This window comes from Herminiimonas sp. KBW02, assembly GCF_003852535.1.
In the GTDB taxonomy this organism is placed as follows: Bacteria; Pseudomonadota; Gammaproteobacteria; order Burkholderiales; family Burkholderiaceae_D; genus Oxalicibacterium.
Genome location: NZ_QAJP01000006.1, coordinates 18739 through 36330 on the forward strand (window position 1 = coordinate 18739; position 17592 = coordinate 36330).

Below are 17592 nucleotides of genomic sequence, written 5' to 3' on the forward strand. Positions count from 1 at the left end.
GAATCAGATGCGCATCATTACGGCAAGACAGGGATGTGCATCAAACCGGCCGTTTCATCCAGGCCGAACATGAGGTTCATACATTGCACTGCCTGACCGGAAGCGCCCTTGACCAGATTGTCCTGTACGACCAGGATGACGAGCGTGTCGCCATCGTCCGGACGATGCAAGGCTATGCGCAACATATTCGACGCACGGGTCGAACGTGTTTCAGGATGCGAGCCAAAAGGCATGACATCGATGAAGGGTTCGTTGCCATATGCGTTTTCGAACAAGGCTTGCAAGGCGGCGTTGTCGATGTCTTTGGTCAGGCGCGCATACAGGGTCGAATGCATGCCACGGATCATCGGCACCAGATGCGGGGTAAACAGCAAGCCGACTTTATCCTTGGTCAGCAAACGCAAACGTTCCAGGGTCTCAGGCGAATGGCGATGGCCAGACACGCCGTAGGCCTTGAAGTTATCGCCCGCTTCAGAGAACAACGTCGCGACTTCAGCTTTACGACCGGCACCGGATACGCCCGACTTGCAATCCGCGATCAGGTGCGAGGCGTCAATCACGCCGGCTTGCAACAAAGGCGCGAGACCCAGTTGCATGGTGGTCGGATAGCAGCCTGGATTGCCAACGATGCGCGCCTTGCGGATAGCCTCGCGATTCAATTCAACCAGGCCATACGCGGCTTCTTTCAGCAACTCTGGGCAGGTATGCGGGATCTTGTACCACTTCTCAAAGGAAGCGATGTCCTGCAAGCGAAAGTCGGCAGCGAGGTCGATGACCTTGACGCCAGCCGCCAGCAATTCCGGCGCTTGTGCCATGGCCACACCGTGCGGCGTAGCGAAGAAGACAACATCACATTCGGTCAGCCTGGCTTTTTCCGGCGCCGAAAACGCCAGATCCACACGTCCGCGCAATGACGGAAACATATCGGCCACCGGCAAACCATCTTCCTTGCGCGATGTAATCGCGGTGAGTTTGACTTCCGGGTGTGTTGCCAACAAGCGCAACAATTCCACGCCTGTATAACCGGTGCCGCCGACGATGCCAACCTTGATCATGTTTCTTCCTAGCAAAATTTACTTCGTTTTATTTTAACAGGCGATGAGCTGCATACGCTCGCCCACCATCGCTTCCAATCGCAAACCAGGATAAAAAAAGCCGCCAGGCGTAAACCAGGCGGCTTTTCGATGCTCTGAAAACGCAGATTAACGCTTGGAGAACTGTTTGGCGCGACGTGCTTTGCGCAGGCCGACCTTTTTACGTTCAACTTCACGTGCATCACGAGTAACGAAGCCTGCTTTGGACAGTTCCGATTTCAATGTTGCATCGTAGTCGATCAGGGCACGGGTGATGCCGTGACGCACAGCGCCCGCTTGGCCGGATTCACCGCCACCGTTGACGTTAACCATGATGTCGAATGTTTCAACATTGTTGGTCAGTTCCAGAGGCTGGCGTATCACCATCAGACCGGTTTCGCGCGAAAAATATTCATTCGCTGGCTTGCCGTTGACGACGATCTGGCCGGAGCCGGATTTGATGAAGACGCGAGCCACTGCACTCTTGCGACGGCCGGTTCCGTAATTGTAGTTACCGATCATGTCTATTCCTTAGAGTTCAAGTGCTTTAGGTTGCTGCGCAGCGTGCGGATGAGTTGCCTCAGCGTACACTTTGAGCTTCTTGATCATCGCGTAGCCGAGTGGGCCTTTAGGCAACATGCCTTTGACCGCTTTCTCAAGCGCGCGACCCGGAAAACGCTGTTGCATTTTCAGGAAGTTGGTTTCATAGATACCGCCTGGGTAACCCGAGTGGCGATAGTATGTTTTTTCTGTTGCTTTGGTACCGGTCACGCGCAGTTTGCCTGCGTTGATCACGACGATGAAATCGCCGGTGTCGACGTGAGGAGTAAATTCCGGTTTGTGTTTGCCGCGCAGTCGGAGTGCCACTTCGCTGGCAACACGTCCGAGGACTTTGTCCGTCGCGTCAATCACGAACCAATCGCGCTGGACTTCGTGTCCTTTAGCGGAGAAGGTTTTCATGATGACTTCCTAAATATAATTAAATCGCTCAAATGGTGGTTACGCGGCTAGAACTTCTGAGCAACTGCCCGCGTACTCGGCCTTGTTATCTCTTCCTGAGCAAACGAAAGAACCGCAGATTATAGACTTTTCAAGGACTTAGCGTCAAATTTAAGCAGCTATTTTGGCGATATTTGCCGTTAAAACGTTGCGATCCGGGCGAATTGATGCCGAAAAGTCATGGAATCTGTGTTCATCCGGCAATTCCCGCGCTTGCACAGGCTGCATCAATTTCTCCGTCAGCAGTTACAATGACGCAAAATCAACCTGCAACTTTACGAGAACACCATGGAATGCACAGTACGCTGGACCGGCTTGTCCGGCATGACCTTTTTAGCTGAAACCGGCTCCGGCCACGTCGTCGCCATGGATGGCGCACCCGAAGGCGGTGGCCGCAACCTGGCGCCACGCCCGATGGAAGTGGTGCTGCTCGGCACCGGCGGCTGCACCGCCTATGACGTCGTCGTCATCCTGCGCAAAAGCGGCCAGGATGTGCGCGGCTGCGAAGTATCGCTCAAATCTGAGCGCGCTGAAACCGACCCGAAAGTTTTTACCAAGGTCCACTTCCACTTTACCGTTACTGGCCGCAACCTGAAATCCAATGTGGTCGAACGCGCGATCAAGCTGTCGCATGACAAGTATTGCTCGGCATCCATCATGATGGAAAAGACTGCTGAAATTACCCACTCGTTCGAGATAGTCGACGACGCAGCACCAGCTGTCGCCGCTTAATAGCTTTAACACTAACCGTTTGGGCAAAAAGAAAGGGATAGCGTTACAGCTATCCCTTTCTTGCTTGTCATGCTGAAAACCCGCGACAACTAACTATATAAATAGGCCCCTATAAATAATAGGCAGTCGTCGTCATGACTTTCGCCATCGCCTGCATGCCCATTTGCGCAAAGGGCGGCACCGCTTGCGCGCCCAGTGCTTGCGCTGCCGAGCCATGTTCAGCCTCATCCGCACTCATTTGCTGCACGATGGCCAGTGATTTGGCGTCTTGCGGCGGCAGGCTGCTCAGATGCTCATTCAAATGCGCTTCGACCTGCCGCTCGGTTTCGACCACAAAGCCCAGACTACGCGCATCACCCAGCGTCGCCGCGACAGTGCCCAACGCAAAAGCACCGGCATACCACAGCGGATTCAACAAACTGGGACGTGAGCCCAGTTCGCGCAAACGCTCGGCAGTCCACGCCAGATGATCTTCTTCCTCGCGCCCCGCAAGCAGCAACTGCTCCCTGATGGCAGGACTACGTGCGAATTGCGCCTGCGCCTGATATAAGGCTTGCGCACAGACTTCGCCCACATGATTCACCCGCATCAGTCCGGCGCTATGCCGACGCTGCGCACTATCCAGCTCACCATCGGCCACTCTGGCTGCTGGATTCGCCCGCCCTGCAACAGAAATACCGGCCATCACGCGCAAGGCGCTATCGAAATGCTGAATCAAACGATCAGGAAACTGCATATATATCTTCAACCTATACAAAACAAATGTTGCACCACAACTACACTCCATGCGACATGAAATGTGTCTTTTGCAAAAAGTTAACGCGCGTCAAAAAGACTTGCCCGCTACTTAGCTTAGCCTTGCCAGACAGAACTAAAAAAGATGCTCATCGCCATTCAGCTTAGCGCACAAGCTGCCGATGAATAAGATGGCTTTGCTTCATAACCCGACACAGACACCCTTGATGAACACCTTGCATTTTGCGCTTGCCCTGAGCTGCGCCGTGGTCAGTACCGCATACGCTCAGCCTGCCATGACTATATATGGCACCTTCAAGGAGGCAAATGATGAGACCAACAACGAACAAATTGCAAGAAAACCGTTTGCCGGCACCAATTATCAATCGACCATCAATATCTACGGCACGATAGACGCGGGCATACGCAATGTTACCAATACCACCAGAAATGGTGGCGATACATTGAAGGTGGGGTCGAATGGCGAGTATTACAACAATCGCATAGGCATCAAAGGAACCGAAGACCTGGGCGGCGGCCTGAACGCCCACTTCCACCTGGAAACCGGTTTTAATACCGGCACCGGCGCGCTGGATAATAACGCGGGGCGCATGTTCAACCGTATTTCATCGGTAGGCGTGGCTGGCGCTTTCGGCTCCATCGACTTTGGACGCATGCCCTCGGTTTCCTGCAAAACCATTTTCCCCTATGATCCGTTCCAGTATCGCTATGTGCAGATCATCCCTTTGGCCGGCGCCTCCGCCGGTAACGCGGACGGCAACTTCACCGGCTTCCCTTACGGCACCATAGGCGGCACCCGCTTCAGCAACGACGTGCAATATATAGGCAAGTTTGGCGGCCTGACGGTTCTCGCCGAATATTCAGCGGGCGAAGTTGCGGGTTCTAATAGCAGCGGCAGCGCAAAGGCAATCGGATTGACTTACCGCCCCGGCCCATTCGTCTTCGGCGTCGCGTACACCAAACAAAAACCCAATGTCGCGACCGGCAGTGCAGTGGATTACCGTGACCAGGATCAAATCACCTTCGGCGGTGCCTACCAGGCCGATGGCTGGCGCATAGCAGGCGGACATATCAATACGGAAGCCGACTCCGCCGTTAAAGGAGTTAATAATCAGGCAAAGAATAGCTGGATAGGCGGCAGCTACGACTTCACACCTGCCATCAGCGTCACCGCCGGCTATTACCGCACTACCCTGGCGACCGGCTCTGCGGAAACCGCCAGGCGCAACCTTTTGATCGTCGGGGCGACGTATGCCTTATCGACCCACACCAATCTTTATCTGGGCGTGGACCGGGCGATCCTCAGCGGCTTTGTCTCGTTGACGCCGGGAGCCCAAACCCGACAAACCGGCACCTCCATCGGCATCAACCACATGTTTTAAGAATGACGACCTGAAAACGCGCAAACATGGAAAATCGGGCCCGACCATGATTCCAGATCGCCATCAAACCGGATTGATATTTATAAGACAACAATGGTGTGCTTCACAACAAATCACACACGCCTCATTTTGGAATTGAAACGCACCGCTTTGTTGCGAAAAAACGTCATTTCAGCCATTTCCCCAGTGCGCTTTTGATATTTTGGTTGTCACTCCCAGCGTATTTTGTTTCAATCAATCGTCGTCTTGCAATAAGGATTGGGCAAGACAGGCAGCTCCGCAGGACTTCATGTACCACTTGCCAGTCAAGTGATGCATTTTTAAAACAACATTTGAGGAACATTTAAATGAAAAAATCGCTTCTGGCTCTGGCCGTATTGGGCGCATTTGCAGGTGCTGCATCGGCACAATCGTCCGTTACCGTCTACGGTATCGTTGACTTGGGATTCAGCACCTCCGATAGCGGCGCGAATCAAAATGGCCGTACAAACGGCATCAACTCCGGCGGTCAATCGGCTAGCCGTGTTGGTTTCAAAGGTACAGAAGATCTGGGCAACGGCCTGAAAGCTTTGTTCCAATTGGAAGCAACTATCGCTGCTGATACCGGCGCAGGCTTCATCGCTGCAACTAACGGTAGCAACGCAGGCGGTTTTAACCGTTTCGCAACTGTTGGTCTGCAAAGCCAAGCATTTGGTACCGTTCTGTTGGGTCGCCAAACTTCGGTAATCAAAGATGCATACGACCAAATCGATCCGTTCGGTGACGGCGGCACAGTTGGCGCAATCAGCAACATCTTCTTCAACGGCAACCTGAATGGCGATTTCGGCCGTATCTCGAACTCGGTTAAATACCAATCGAATTCGTACGCTGGCTTCAAAGGTAGCGCTGCTTACTCGTTCGGCGAAAACGCTGGTTCGACAAGCGCAAACAGCAGCTTCGGCCTGGGTCTGGGCTACGCTAACGGTCCATTGAACGTTCAATACGGTTACCATAACATCGACTCGACCGGCACAGGCGCAACCACAGGTGCAACTGCTGGCGTTCCTACACTGCAACCAATCAGCAAAGGCAAACTGCACTTGCTGGGCGCAACCTACGATTTCGGTATCCTGAAATTGCACGGCGCATTTGCTGACACCAAAGTTGATCTGGCTACCGCTGGCGCAACCGATCAAAAATACCGTAACTACCTGCTGGGCGTAAGCGCACCAGTTGGTCCAGGTACAATTTTCGCATCGTACGCAGTCAACGACACCAAAACAGCTGGCGTCAACAATGCTGACACCAAAAAATTCGCTATTTCGTACTCGTACGATCTGTCGAAACGTACAAATCTGTACACCGGTTACTCGAAAACTTCGAATGACAGCGGCGTTAAACTCGGTACATCCGCAGCTAACGGTAGCGATCCTTCGATTTTCAACGTCGGTATCCGTCACAAGTTCTAATTCCTGGCAGGCCTAGCCTGCTTGGTTTGAACTGTACGAAAGAAAAAGGCACCTTCGGGTGCCTTTTTTTTTATTGCCTGTATTTTCTGCAATGCCGATAACTTAATACCCATAGCGCTTTTGATATCTACAATATCTCAACTGATCCATCGTAGAATCCAGTCTGTATATACCCAGTACATCCCGTAGCAAACCCGGAGCCCAGATGCACCGCTGCCTGATCATAGAAGACGATACGCACAATGCGCTCTATATAGCCAAAGGGCTGAAAGAGATAGGCTACGATGCGACCGTCTGTGCGGATGGCATCGATGGCATGGAACTGGCTGTAAGCGATGAATGGGATGTCATCATTCTGGATCGCATGTTGCCGCAAGGGGTAGACGGCCTGTCCATCCTTGCCGCGATCCGCGAAATGGGTAAGCGCACCCCGGTCCTGATACTCAGCGCCCTGTCCGCGATCGATGAACGCGTCCGTGGCTTGCAAGCCGGTTGTAATGACTACCTGACCAAACCCTTTGCCTTCCCGGAACTGGCGGCTCGCGTCGAGGCCCTGCTGCGCTGGACCCAGCCGAATGAGGTCATCCGCGAGTTGTGCGTAGAGGATCTGAAGGTCAATTTGCTCACCCGCAGCGTCGAACGCGGCGGACGTCCGCTCAGTTTGCAGCCGCGAGAATTCCGTCTTCTGGTCTACATGATGACGCACAAGGGCCAGGTACTGACCCGCACCATGTTGCTGGAATCGGTGTGGAATTATCAATTCGATCCGCAAACCAATGTCATCGACGCCCATATCAGCCGCTTACGCAACAAGATAGACAAAGGTTACGCTGTACCGCTGATCCATACGCGACGCAATCTGGGTTATATCCTCACACCCAATCCGCAAGTAGACGCGGCCGACGATCACGAACACGCCAAAACCGTGGCTAAACCAGCACCATGACACTACCTGGTTTCAAACTATGGAGTTCCGTCGCCTTTCGCATGGCCTTCAATTACAGCGCCCTGCTGGTGCTGTCCATGCTGGTCTTGCTGGCAGTCTTCTATACTCAGACGGTCAATGTGTTGAAAAGCCAGATCGACCGCCACATCGCCTCAAACTCACAACGCCTGCTGAACGACTTCATCGAAAACGGCGAGTCTTCCGTTGCGCAGCAAATCAAGGACATCCTGCGCGACGGTGTCTACTCGGATACCGAGATCTATTTGCTGGTCAATCCTTACGGTGAAAAAGTCATAGGCAACATCCCATCCATTCCGCACAAAGCCAAGAATCGGGAAGGCATGGTAGAGACGCGCGTTATGCGCAGCGGTCGTGAAGCCATCGGACGCATGTACATCCAGCAATTACCGGACGGCAGCAAGCTGGTGGTAGGCAGCGACATCAACCATCAGCTCGAGATCGAAAGACTATTTGATCGCGCCAGCCTGATCGCCGGTCTGATCGGTCTGTTCATGTCGATAGGCGGCGCTTTGCTGTTCCGGCGTGAGCTCAGGCAGCGTCTTAGCGGCATCCAGCAAATCGTGACCCATATCGAAGCCGGCGACCTCAGCCAGCGCATCCCGCTCCTGCAGCAAGAAGATGAGTTCTCCCGGCTGAGTCGCGACATCAACAGCATGCTGGATCAGCAACAGCGCCTGATGGACGGCGTACGCCACATCTCCAATACCATCGCGCATAATCTGCGCACGCCGATGACACGCATCTTGCTGCGTTTGCGCAAAAGCGAACGGGAAGGCGCTCAGGCCCGCGATGAGGCGCTACAGTTCGCATTGCAGGAAATGGAAGAACTCAGCGTGATGTTCAACAAACTGCTGAATCTGGCCGAAGTCGAGTCCGGTACCCGGCGCCAGAGCTTCAGCTCGATTTCGCTCAATGACGTCGTCGCCGACGTGCTGGAACTGTATGAACCGGTTGCGGAAGAAAAATCCGTACGCCTGACCTCGGTTTTCGATGCCGAACCGGTCACCAATGGCGACCGTGAACTACTGGCCAGCGCAATTGCCAACCTGGTCGACAATGCGTTGAAATATGCTGGTGAAAATGCCGCCGTCGAAGTCCGCACCACCCAGGATGCGCATGGTGCCGCCATCATCGTGCGCGATAACGGTGCAGGCATCCCGGCAACAGAATTGTCTCGCATAGGTACCCACTTTTATCGCCTGGACCGCAGCCGCCCCGGCTATGGCCTCGGCCTGGCCAGCGTGATGGCGATCGCCCGCCTGCACGGCGGCAACCTCGAATTCTCAAATGCCTATCCTGGACTGATCGTCCGCATGACACTGGCACCCAACCCGGTCTGAAAAGCGGTTGCCGCAGCGGGTCACTATGTATCCACCCGCCAACACGTTACCGAATGGTAATGCCTACATCCTCGGCTTTCACCCCTAGTCCTCGTAAGATTGGTATCGCATAGGCTGCGTCTTTCTGTCCGCTGCAGAAATAGCAAAATGCCATGTACACCCGAAGCTAAGGATGAGGAAACATGCAAGGATTTAAAAAAATAACGATAGCAGCAGCAATGGGGACAAGCTTGCTGATGGCTGGCTGCGGCGATAAGGCCGCATCGACACAGGAAGCACAGGAAGCACGCGCAGCCGTATCTGCGGTAAAAAATTCCATCGACTCCTTACGTTATCCGCACGGTGCGCCGCAGCTGTCCATGATAGAAGCGCAAGTCATCCCTGCCTCCCCTGTGCCGCTGGGCGATCAGTTGAGCGCACACCTGGTCTATGACGAAGATGTCACGGCACGCATAGGCGTCGCCATCTCCGGTCGCATCGTTGCCCTCAAGGCAGAACCGGGCACCGTTGTAAAAGCCGGCCAGGTATTGGCAGAAATCGATTCGCCTGATGTCGGCACTGCATATGCAGATATCAACAAAGCCAAGGCCGATCTCGATCACAAACGCCGCGTCTACGAACGAGCGAAAGATTTGGGTGAGGGCGAAGCCATTGCCGCCAAGGATGTCGAAAACGCACTGGCAGACTACGTTCAAGCCCAGGCGGAAACCGGACGCGCAGAGCTGCGTCTGAAAAATCTCAACCCGAATGGCCTGGTCGTTCGCGGCCAACGCATCAGCCTGGTCAGCCCTATGAATGGCGTGGTCACCGAACGTACCGCAACCCCGGCGCTGGAAGTCAGCCCGGGCATGTCTTCCCCGTTGTTCGTCGTCACTGATCCGAAGCGCCTGTGGCTGATGATAGACGTGCCGGAAAAATTATTGTCGCAAATCAAACTCGGCAGCACGGTATCCATCGAAAGCGAAGCCTATCCGAACGAACGTTTCGCAGCGAAAATTGTGCAACTTGGCCAGTCCGTTGATCCGAACTCGCGTCGTGTCACCGTCCGGGCACGCCTGAATAATCCAGACGGCAAACTGCTGCCGGAGATGTACGTCCGTGCTTCCGTGCAACAGGAAAGCGGCACCGGTGTCGCCGTTCCGAACAGCGCCATCATCACACGCGGCATTTACAGCTACGTCTATGTACAAAATGCACCCGGTGAGTTCCAGCAACGCAAGGTCAAGCTACTCACACGCGGCAGCGACATCAGCTATGTCGGTGAAGGTCTGAAAGGTTCGGAAAGCATCGTCATCAAGGGCGCCCTCTTACTCGACGCTGAATTGAATGTGAGCGATAACCATGATTGATCGTCTCATCGTCTTCGCGATGACGCAGCGGATTTTTGTATTTGTCCTCATAGGTGCATTAATCGGTTTCGGCGGCTACGCATTATCCAATCTGCCGATTGAAGCCTTCCCTGATGTACAGGACGTACAAGTACGCGTCATCTCGCAATTGCCTGGCCAGGCGCCGGAAGACATGGAGCGCTCGGTCACCCTGCCGATCGAACGCGAGATGGCCGGCATCCCGCGCCTGACCAATGTGCGCTCGGTCACCATGACCGGCTTGTCCATCGTTACCCTCACTTTTGCCGAAGATACCGATAACTACTTTGCGCGCCAGCAGGTGACCGAAAAGCTTTCAACCGTCGACTTGCCGACCGGCGTGCAACCACAACTTGCCCCACTCTCAACTGCAGTCGGTGAAGTCTATCGCTACACAATAGAAGCACCAGGCCTGACCGATACCGAAATCCGTACGCTGCAAGACTGGACCATACGTCCGGTGCTGCGCATGACACCCGGCGTCGCCGATGTGGTCAGCTTTGGCGGCGCGATCAAGGAATACCAGATCGAAGTCGACCCACTGGCCTTGCGCAAATATCAAATCACGCTGGATCAGCTTAGCCAGGCCGTCAACAACGGCAATAGCAGCGCTGGCGGTGGCTTGTTGCGACAAGGTGACGCCTCGCTGGTGGTGCGCTCGGCCGGTCTGTTTGCCAACAGCGAAGACATCCGCAAAGTCGTCATCACCGCTCGTCAGGGTCGCGCCATTACGGTCGGTGATGTTGCCACCGTACGCTCCGGCGAGCGCCCTCGTTTCGGCATCGTTGCAACCGGCGACAAGGACAGCATCGTCGAAGGCATCGTTTCAATGACCAAAGGCGGCAACCCGTCCAAGATCAATGCAGAGCTGAAAGAACGGATCGAGCAACTGCAACCTCGCTTGCCAGCCGGTGCCAAGATCATCCCGATTTATGACCGTACCGAACTGGTACGTCATACCGTCAGCACGGTTGCAGAAAACCTGATCATAGGCGCGCTGCTGGTCATCGCCGTCCTGGTGGTATTTCTGTCGAGCTGGGTCGCGGCGCTGATCGTGGCCACCGTGATTCCACTCTCACTGCTGTTCGCATTTATCCTGATGAATGCACGCGGCGTATCGGCCAATCTGATCTCACTGGGTGCAGTCGACTTCGGTATCATCATCGATAGCGCGGTCGTCATCGTCGAAGCATTGATGGTGCGCCTGGCAGTCAAAACGGTACACGATGCCAATCCGCATGATGCACGTTCGCATCGTCTGCAGGTTTTGTACAAAACCATGAAGGACATGTCGCATCCGGTGCTGTTTGCCAAAGCGATCATCATCCTGGCTTTCGTACCTATCTTTACCTTCCAGCGCGTAGAAGGAAAAATCTTCACGCCGGTAGCGCTGACGCTGACCTTTGCACTGATAGGCGCGGTCCTGCTGACCTTTACGCTCTTGCCTACGCTGCTGTCCTACGTCCTGCAAAAACGGACACTGGCAGAAAAGCACAAACCCTGGCTGGAATGGCTGCAAGTACGTTATCACCGTATGCTCGACTTCACGATGAAAAATGCGGGCAAGACCTTGTGGATTTCTGCCATTCCGGTGGTTATCGCCTTCCTGCTTGCGCCCCGATTAGGCAGTGAATTCATGCCCAAACTGGATGAAGGCAATATCTGGCTAACCATCACGCTACCAACTTCGGCCTCGCTGGAAACGACCAAGGATATCGAACGCCTGGTGCGCGCCAAATTGCAAAGCTATCCTGAAGTCGGGCGCATCATCACGCAGGCTGGTCGTCCCGATGACGGCTCCGATCCGAAAGGGCCGAACAACCTGGAAAGTCTGGTTGACCTGAAACCACGCAAGGAATGGCGTTATGGCAGCAAGGAAGAGCTGGTTGCCCATATGTCGGAAAACCTTGCGGCTATTCCCGGCATTACCACCAACTTCTCGCAAGTCATCCAGGACAACGTGGAAGAATCGCTGTCTGGTTTCCGCGGTGAAATCGTTGCCAAAATCAGTGGCAACAACCTCGACATTCTGGAAGACAAAGCGTCACAGGTCGTCAGCGTTGTGCAAGGCATACGCGGTGCAACTGACGTTGAAGCAACCCGCATCGGCGGCCAGGCTGAAGTTGTCGTCACGCCGGATCGTACCAAGCTGGCGCGCTACGGCATCACCATCAATGACGTGAATACGCTGGTCACGCAAGCCATGTCCGGCGTGTCGGTCACCAATTTGTACAAAGAGGACAAACGCTTTGATGTCGTCGTCCGCATCAGCGAAAAAAATCGCAACAGCATCGACGCCATCGGCAACCTGCAACTCGCAGTACCAGGCACCCAGGTCGGCAATGGCCCGGGCACCATCTCCCTCAGTGAGGTCGCAACCATCGAAGTGCGTCAGGGCGCATCGCGCATCCTGCGTGAATCCGGTTCGCGTAGCGTGATTGTGAAGATGAATCTGCTGGGCCGCGACCAGGGTAGCTTCGTTGAAGAAGCGCAACGCGCAGTGGCCGAACAAGTCAGCCTGCCGCCGGGTTACGACCTGAGCTGGGGCGGTCAGTTCGAAAATTCGCAACGCGCGGCGAAACGCCTGATGGTCATCATCCCGCTGACCATCTTCCTGATCTTCTCGCTACTGTTCTGGGCCTTCCGTTCAGTACGTCTGGCCAGTCTGGTTATCGGCATGGTGCCATTCACGCTGATCGGCGGCCTGGCGGCGCTGGGCTTGTCCGGCTTGCACTTGTCGGTATCCGCCGCGGTCGGCTTCATCGCCGTCGCTGGTATCTCGGTACAGAACGGCGTGATCATGGTGGAAGAAGTCTTGTTGCGCGTACGTGAAGGTGCGGCGGTAACCGAAGCCATCGTACAGGGTGCGGTAGTACGTCTGCGCCCTATCCTGATGACAGCTTTAATGGCTGGCCTCGGCTTGCTGCCAGCGGCTCTGTCACGCGGTATCGGTAGCGAAACACAACGTCCGTTTGCATGCGTCATCGTCGGCGGCGTCATTACAGGCACAATCTTCACCTTGTTGATCCTGCCTGTCGCCATCCGTCGTTTTGCCAACTTCACTGAAAACGAAGACAGCAAAGACGAATTGCCCGCCGGCCCAAGCGCCACCGCGAGCTAGGAGTAACCATGAAAAAAATGAATAAGGCTTTCTACTCCATCACCAGCGCAACCACAGCAAGCGCAGTATTGCTGCTGAGTGGTTGCGCCGTCGGCCCCGACTATAAACGGCCGGAGCTGACGCCATCGCAAGCGTTCTCGCCTAAACCACTGCCAGAGAGCACCACCACTGCGCCAGTCAGTGGCGGCAATGCTCAGCGCTTTGTCGTAGCGCAAGATATCCAGGCAGACTGGTGGAAGCTATTCCGCTCACCGCAATTGAACGCGCTGATCGAAAAAGCCTTTGCCGCCAATCCAAGCATAGAGTCAGCACAAGCTGCATTGCGTGTGGCGCAGGAAAACGTCTACGCGCAACAAGGCTTCTTCTTCCCCAGCCTGAGTGCCGGATACTCACCTTCCCGTACCAAGATCGCCGGCAACCTCGGCGGCAATTCACCGGGCGTACAAGGCAATGGCAGGGATATCAGTACCGTCGCCAATCCATCGGCGGCACAAGGCGGCAAAGCACCGTTCAATGCACCGGTGATCTATAACTTCCACACCACACAGCTGACGGTAGGCTTTACGCCGGACGTGTTCGGTGCAAATCGTCGACAAGTGGAAACACTGGAGGCTCAAGCCAAATATCAAAAGCTGCAACTCGAAGCGGCCTATATCACGCTCGCTTCGAATGTCACTGCAGCCGCGATACAGGAAGCCTTGCTGCGCGAACAAATCGGCATCCTGCAAACCATCATCGCTTCGAATGAAAAATCGGTAGAAATCGTCGAACGTCAGTTCAAGGCTGGTTATGCATCACGCCTCGACCTGAGCCTGCAACAAACCACCTTGTTGCAAGCGAAAGAGCAACTACCGCCTTTGCAAAAGCAATTTGAGCAAACCCGCAACCTGTTACGTGCACTGGCTGGCGGCATGCAGGATAGCGACTTGCCTGAATCCTTCGACCTCGCTTCACTGCAGTTGCCGGAAGACTTGCCTTTGAGCCTGCCGTCACAAGTCATCGATCAGCGTCCGGACGTACGTGCAGCGGAAGAGCAATTGCATGCAGCAAGTGCGCAAATCGGCGTCGCGCTGGCGAATCGCTTGCCGCAATTCTCGATAGATGGCACATGGGGTGGCGCAGCCAGCAAGTTCAGCCAGATGTTCTGGAACTCAGGTCGTTTCTTTGAACTCGCTGCGAATATCTCCATGCCTTTGCTCGATGGCGGCGTCCTGCGCCATCGTCAACGCGCGGCAGAAGAGTCATACAAGCAAGCGGCGGCGCAGTACAAGGAAACCGTCATCACCGCCTTCCAGAACGTGGCTGACACCCTGCATGCGATCCATGCAGATGCGGAAGCGCTGAAGGCAAGTGCGGCACTGGCAGAAACCGCCAAGACCACGCTGACCCTGACGCAAAAACAGCATGCGCGTGGCTACATTGATCGCGTCGTCCTGATCAATGCGGAGCAAGGATATCGTCAGGCGTCATTGAACGTTGCGCAGGCACGAGCGGTGCGCCTGGGTGATACCGCAGCACTGTTCCAGGCACTGGGCGGCGGCTGGTGGCACCGTGTCGATAAGAATAAAACTGCAGCACTGGAACCGGCGCTGGCGAATAAAACCACTGACTGATAATTCAGACACAAGCGTTAAAGAAAAAAGGCAGTACGGCATCACGCTGTACTGCCTTTTTTAATTTTTGCGCTTAGGTCGGAACACCGTCGTATCGCGATAAAAATCGCCATCCTGATCCGGCCACCACCCGGGCACGCCCAACATCTGCAGAGGTGAAAAGTTTGCAGTCGTCAAACCCTGGGCCAATTGCTGCGCCACGATCTGATCCACCCATGCACATTGTTCGGTCAGAGCCAGGTCAGCCGGTGGACATGCATGCGCCACTATCCAGGTATGACCAGTAATCGCCTTGTACGGCTGCACCAGTTTTTCCATCAAGGCATGACCGAATAAATACACGCGGCTATCGCGCTCGAATTCATCACGACGTGTCACGAATACTTCTTCCCATGCATGCTCACGCAAGGCATGCATCAAACCATCATTGGCGCTGACCAGCAACACGGCATTTTCATCAAAGATAGTCGCGGCATCACGTACCTTGCCGCGCGGTGCGATTGCATTCACTGACGCGGAACGCTCAATCTCACGCGCCTGCAATAAATTCAGCTGTACTTTGATTTGCGGGAAAGTAAGCCAGACCAGTGCATTAAAAAAATCATGCAAGTTATCCCGGGTCGGGACATGGCCAGTCTGGCTGATGTGTGCTTCATACGCGGTATCGGCTGGTAATTCGGCCTGCGGTACAAAGCGTATTGGTAAATCGCGATGATTCCGCAGGCCCAGTTCCGTCGCACGCCGATTCAACTCCTGTTGCCAGTTGTCTGCACGCGCCAACTCTTCACCGACGGCACGTACACAGGACAACCATGGGCGCGACCAGTCTATGCCAGACAGGAAGGAGGCGCTCATGGCTGCATCAGCGCGCCATCATCTGCAAACATACTTAAGCAGAGATGTTCAGACAAATTTCCAGCCTATGGTTTCGCCACCATTCAAAGGTACCAATGTCGTATTACCCAGCGGGACCTCGGCCGGGATTTGCCATTCTTCGCGTTGCAGGGTGATGGTGCCGGTATTGCGCGGCAAGTTGTAGAAGTCAGGGCCGTTGAAGCTGGCGAATTGCTCCAGCTTATCCAGTGCATCAGCCTGGTCAAAAGCCTGTGTATACAGTTCCATCGCATGCAAGGCGGTATAGCAACCGGCGCAGCCGCAAGCATGTTCTTTCAAACCCTTGGCGTGTGGTGCCGAGTCGGTACCGAGGAAGAACTTCTTGCTGCCGGAAATCGCTGCCGCCACCAAAGCCTGGCGATGCAATTCACGCTTCAATACCGGCAGGCAGTAGTAGTGCGGGCGGATACCGCCCTTGAACAATTCATTGCGGTTGTACAGCAAGTGATGTGCGGTAATCGTCGCACCGACGTGAGCATCCGCTTCCGCTACATACTGCGCCGCATCCTTGGTAGTGATGTGCTCAAACACTACTTTCAGTTCCGGCATATCACGACGCAAAGGTTTCATCACGCGATCAATGAATACGGCTTCACGATCAAAGATATCGATGGCAGGATCCGTCACTTCGCCATGCACCAGGAAAGGCATGCCGACCTTCTGCATCATTTCCAGGGTTTTATAGCACTTGGCCAGGTCGCTGACGCCAGCATCCGAATTGGTGGTGGCACCCGCCGGGTACAGTTTCACCGCATGCACGACGCCGCTTTCCTTCGCGCGCTGGATTTCTTCCGGCGGCGTATTGTCGGTCAGGTACAGCACCATCAACGGCTCGAATTGCATGCCGGCAGGCAAGGCCGCCAGGATACGGTCACGATAGGCGATGGCCTGCGCTGTTGTGGTGACCGGCGGCTTCAGGTTAGGCATGACGATGGCGCGGGCGAACTGGCGCGCGGTGTCGGGCAGGACCGAAGCGATCGTTGCGCCATCGCGCAAATGCAGATGCCAGTCGTCTGGACGGGTGATGGTGATGCTGGAAGGGCGATTTGTAGCGGTTTGTGTGGTCATGGCGGCTCTTTCTTGGGACTGCCGCTATTTTACCCGTTCGCCCCGAAAAAAAGCCGCCCCGACCATATGGCGGGACGGCTGATATGGCAAAAATACGATATCAGTGAATGATTTTGGCCAGGAAATCACGCGCCCGATCCGAGCGGGTCGTGCCAAAAAACTCATCTTTTGTGCAATCTTCAACTATCAGGCCCTTGTCCATGAAGATCACGCGGTTCGCCACTTTCTTGGCGAAGCCCATTTCATGTGTCACCACCATCATGGTCATGCCTTCCTGTGCCAGGCCCACCATCACGTCCAGCACCTCGTTAATCATTTCCGGATCCAGCGCCGAAGTCGGTTCATCGAACAGCATGGCTATCGGGTCCATCGACAGCGCACGTGCAATCGCCACCCGCTGTTGCTGACCGCCGGATAGCTGCCCCGGGAATTTATCCTTGTGCGCAATCAGGCCGACGCGATCAAGGTACTTCAGGCCGCGCTCAGTCGCATCTGGCAAGCTGCGCTTCAATACCTTGACCTGTGCCAGCGTCAGGTTTTCGCTGATGGACAAATGCGGAAATAACTCAAAATTCTGAAACACCATGCCTATGCGCGAACGCAGGCCGGACAGATTGGTTTTAGGATCGCCAACCGAAATGCCATCCACCGTAATGCTGCCCTGCTGGAACGGTTCCAGGCCGTTGACGGTTTTGATCAGTGTGGACTTGCCGGAACCGGACGGACCGCACACCACCACCACATCGCCTTTGGCAACCTGGGTCGTACAATCGGTCAACACCTGGAAATTCCCGTACCACTTGCTCACGTTGTCCATAGCTATCATGTTTTT

15 protein-coding genes are annotated in these 17592 nt (G+C 54.9%); 8 read left to right on the top strand and 7 right to left on the bottom strand.

Translation table 11 applies throughout. The annotated features are described in order from the left end of the window. Window positions 1-17 precede the first annotated feature (17 nt). From argC to rplM, 3 genes are all read right to left on the bottom strand, one after another. Window positions 18-1055, bottom strand: coding sequence for an N-acetyl-gamma-glutamyl-phosphate reductase (gene argC / locus DBR37_RS11730; RefSeq protein WP_124574678.1), 1038 nt, complete (start codon window positions 1053-1055; stop codon window positions 18-20). 147 nt (window positions 1056-1202) lie between these two features. Next, window positions 1203-1595, bottom strand: coding sequence for a 30S ribosomal protein S9 (gene rpsI / locus DBR37_RS11735; RefSeq protein WP_012078160.1), 393 nt, complete (start codon window positions 1593-1595; stop codon window positions 1203-1205). 9 nt (window positions 1596-1604) lie between these two features. Next, complete coding sequence (gene rplM / locus DBR37_RS11740; RefSeq protein ID WP_012078159.1) at window positions 1605-2033, bottom strand: 50S ribosomal protein L13; 429 nt, start codon at window positions 2031-2033, stop codon at window positions 1605-1607. Window positions 2034-2360: 327 nt separating this feature from the next. Between rplM and DBR37_RS11745 the strand changes: the two genes are divergently transcribed. After that, window positions 2361-2804 carry an OsmC family protein gene (locus DBR37_RS11745; RefSeq protein ID WP_124574679.1) on the top strand — a complete coding sequence of 148 codons (444 nt, stop codon included), beginning with the start codon at window positions 2361-2363 and terminating at the stop codon, window positions 2802-2804. 109 nt (window positions 2805-2913) lie between these two features. Here DBR37_RS11745 and coq7 read toward each other — a convergent pair whose 3' ends face one another. Further along, window positions 2914-3540, bottom strand: coding sequence for a 2-polyprenyl-3-methyl-6-methoxy-1,4-benzoquinone monooxygenase (gene coq7 / locus DBR37_RS11750; RefSeq protein ID WP_124574680.1), 627 nt, complete (start codon window positions 3538-3540; stop codon window positions 2914-2916). Between the two features lie 190 nt (window positions 3541-3730). Here coq7 and DBR37_RS11755 point away from each other — a divergent pair, with 190 nt between their 5' ends. The 7 genes from DBR37_RS11755 (at window position 3731) to DBR37_RS11785 (ending at window position 14798) form a co-directional block, all read left to right on the top strand. Then, the gene (locus tag DBR37_RS11755) at window positions 3731-4942 is read left to right on the top strand and encodes a porin (protein ID WP_233588357.1); all 1212 of its coding nucleotides are present in this window, start codon (window positions 3731-3733) and stop codon (window positions 4940-4942) included. Window positions 4943-5289: 347 nt separating this feature from the next. Beyond that, window positions 5290-6390, top strand: coding sequence for a porin (locus tag DBR37_RS11760; RefSeq protein ID WP_124574681.1), 1101 nt, complete (start codon window positions 5290-5292; stop codon window positions 6388-6390). A gap of 205 nt (window positions 6391-6595) precedes the next feature. Beyond that, window positions 6596-7336 carry a response regulator transcription factor gene (locus tag DBR37_RS11765; protein WP_124574682.1) on the top strand — a complete coding sequence of 247 codons (741 nt, stop codon included), beginning with the start codon at window positions 6596-6598 and terminating at the stop codon, window positions 7334-7336. After that, window positions 7333-8697 carry a HAMP domain-containing sensor histidine kinase gene (locus DBR37_RS11770; RefSeq protein WP_233588358.1) on the top strand — a complete coding sequence of 455 codons (1365 nt, stop codon included), beginning with the start codon at window positions 7333-7335 and terminating at the stop codon, window positions 8695-8697. The genes DBR37_RS11765 and DBR37_RS11770 overlap by 4 nt, the downstream gene beginning before the upstream one ends. A 182-nt stretch (window positions 8698-8879) precedes the next feature. Next, on the top strand, window positions 8880-10046 hold the full coding sequence (locus tag DBR37_RS11775; RefSeq protein WP_124574683.1) for an efflux RND transporter periplasmic adaptor subunit: 1167 nt from the start codon (window positions 8880-8882) through the stop codon (window positions 10044-10046). After that, window positions 10039-13185 carry an efflux RND transporter permease subunit gene (locus DBR37_RS11780; protein ID WP_124574684.1) on the top strand — a complete coding sequence of 1049 codons (3147 nt, stop codon included), beginning with the start codon at window positions 10039-10041 and terminating at the stop codon, window positions 13183-13185. The genes DBR37_RS11775 and DBR37_RS11780 overlap by 8 nt, the downstream gene beginning before the upstream one ends. Before the next feature lie 8 nt (window positions 13186-13193). Beyond that, window positions 13194-14798 carry an efflux transporter outer membrane subunit gene (locus DBR37_RS11785; RefSeq protein WP_124574685.1) on the top strand — a complete coding sequence of 535 codons (1605 nt, stop codon included), beginning with the start codon at window positions 13194-13196 and terminating at the stop codon, window positions 14796-14798. Window positions 14799-14858: 60 nt separating this feature from the next. On the opposite strand, the gene DBR37_RS11790 is transcribed toward DBR37_RS11785, so the two are convergent. The 3 genes from DBR37_RS11790 to DBR37_RS11800 form a co-directional block, all read right to left on the bottom strand. After that, on the bottom strand, window positions 14859-15653 hold the full coding sequence (locus DBR37_RS11790; RefSeq protein WP_124574686.1) for a DUF3025 domain-containing protein: 795 nt from the start codon (window positions 15651-15653) through the stop codon (window positions 14859-14861). 48 nt (window positions 15654-15701) lie between these two features. Further along, window positions 15702-16760, bottom strand: a complete 1059-nt coding sequence (gene pyrC / locus DBR37_RS11795) for a dihydroorotase (RefSeq protein ID WP_124574687.1) — start codon at window positions 16758-16760, stop codon at window positions 15702-15704. A gap of 100 nt (window positions 16761-16860) precedes the next feature. After that, on the bottom strand, window positions 16861-17586 hold the full coding sequence (locus tag DBR37_RS11800) for an amino acid ABC transporter ATP-binding protein (RefSeq protein WP_124574688.1): 726 nt from the start codon (window positions 17584-17586) through the stop codon (window positions 16861-16863). Window positions 17587-17592 lie beyond the last annotated feature (6 nt).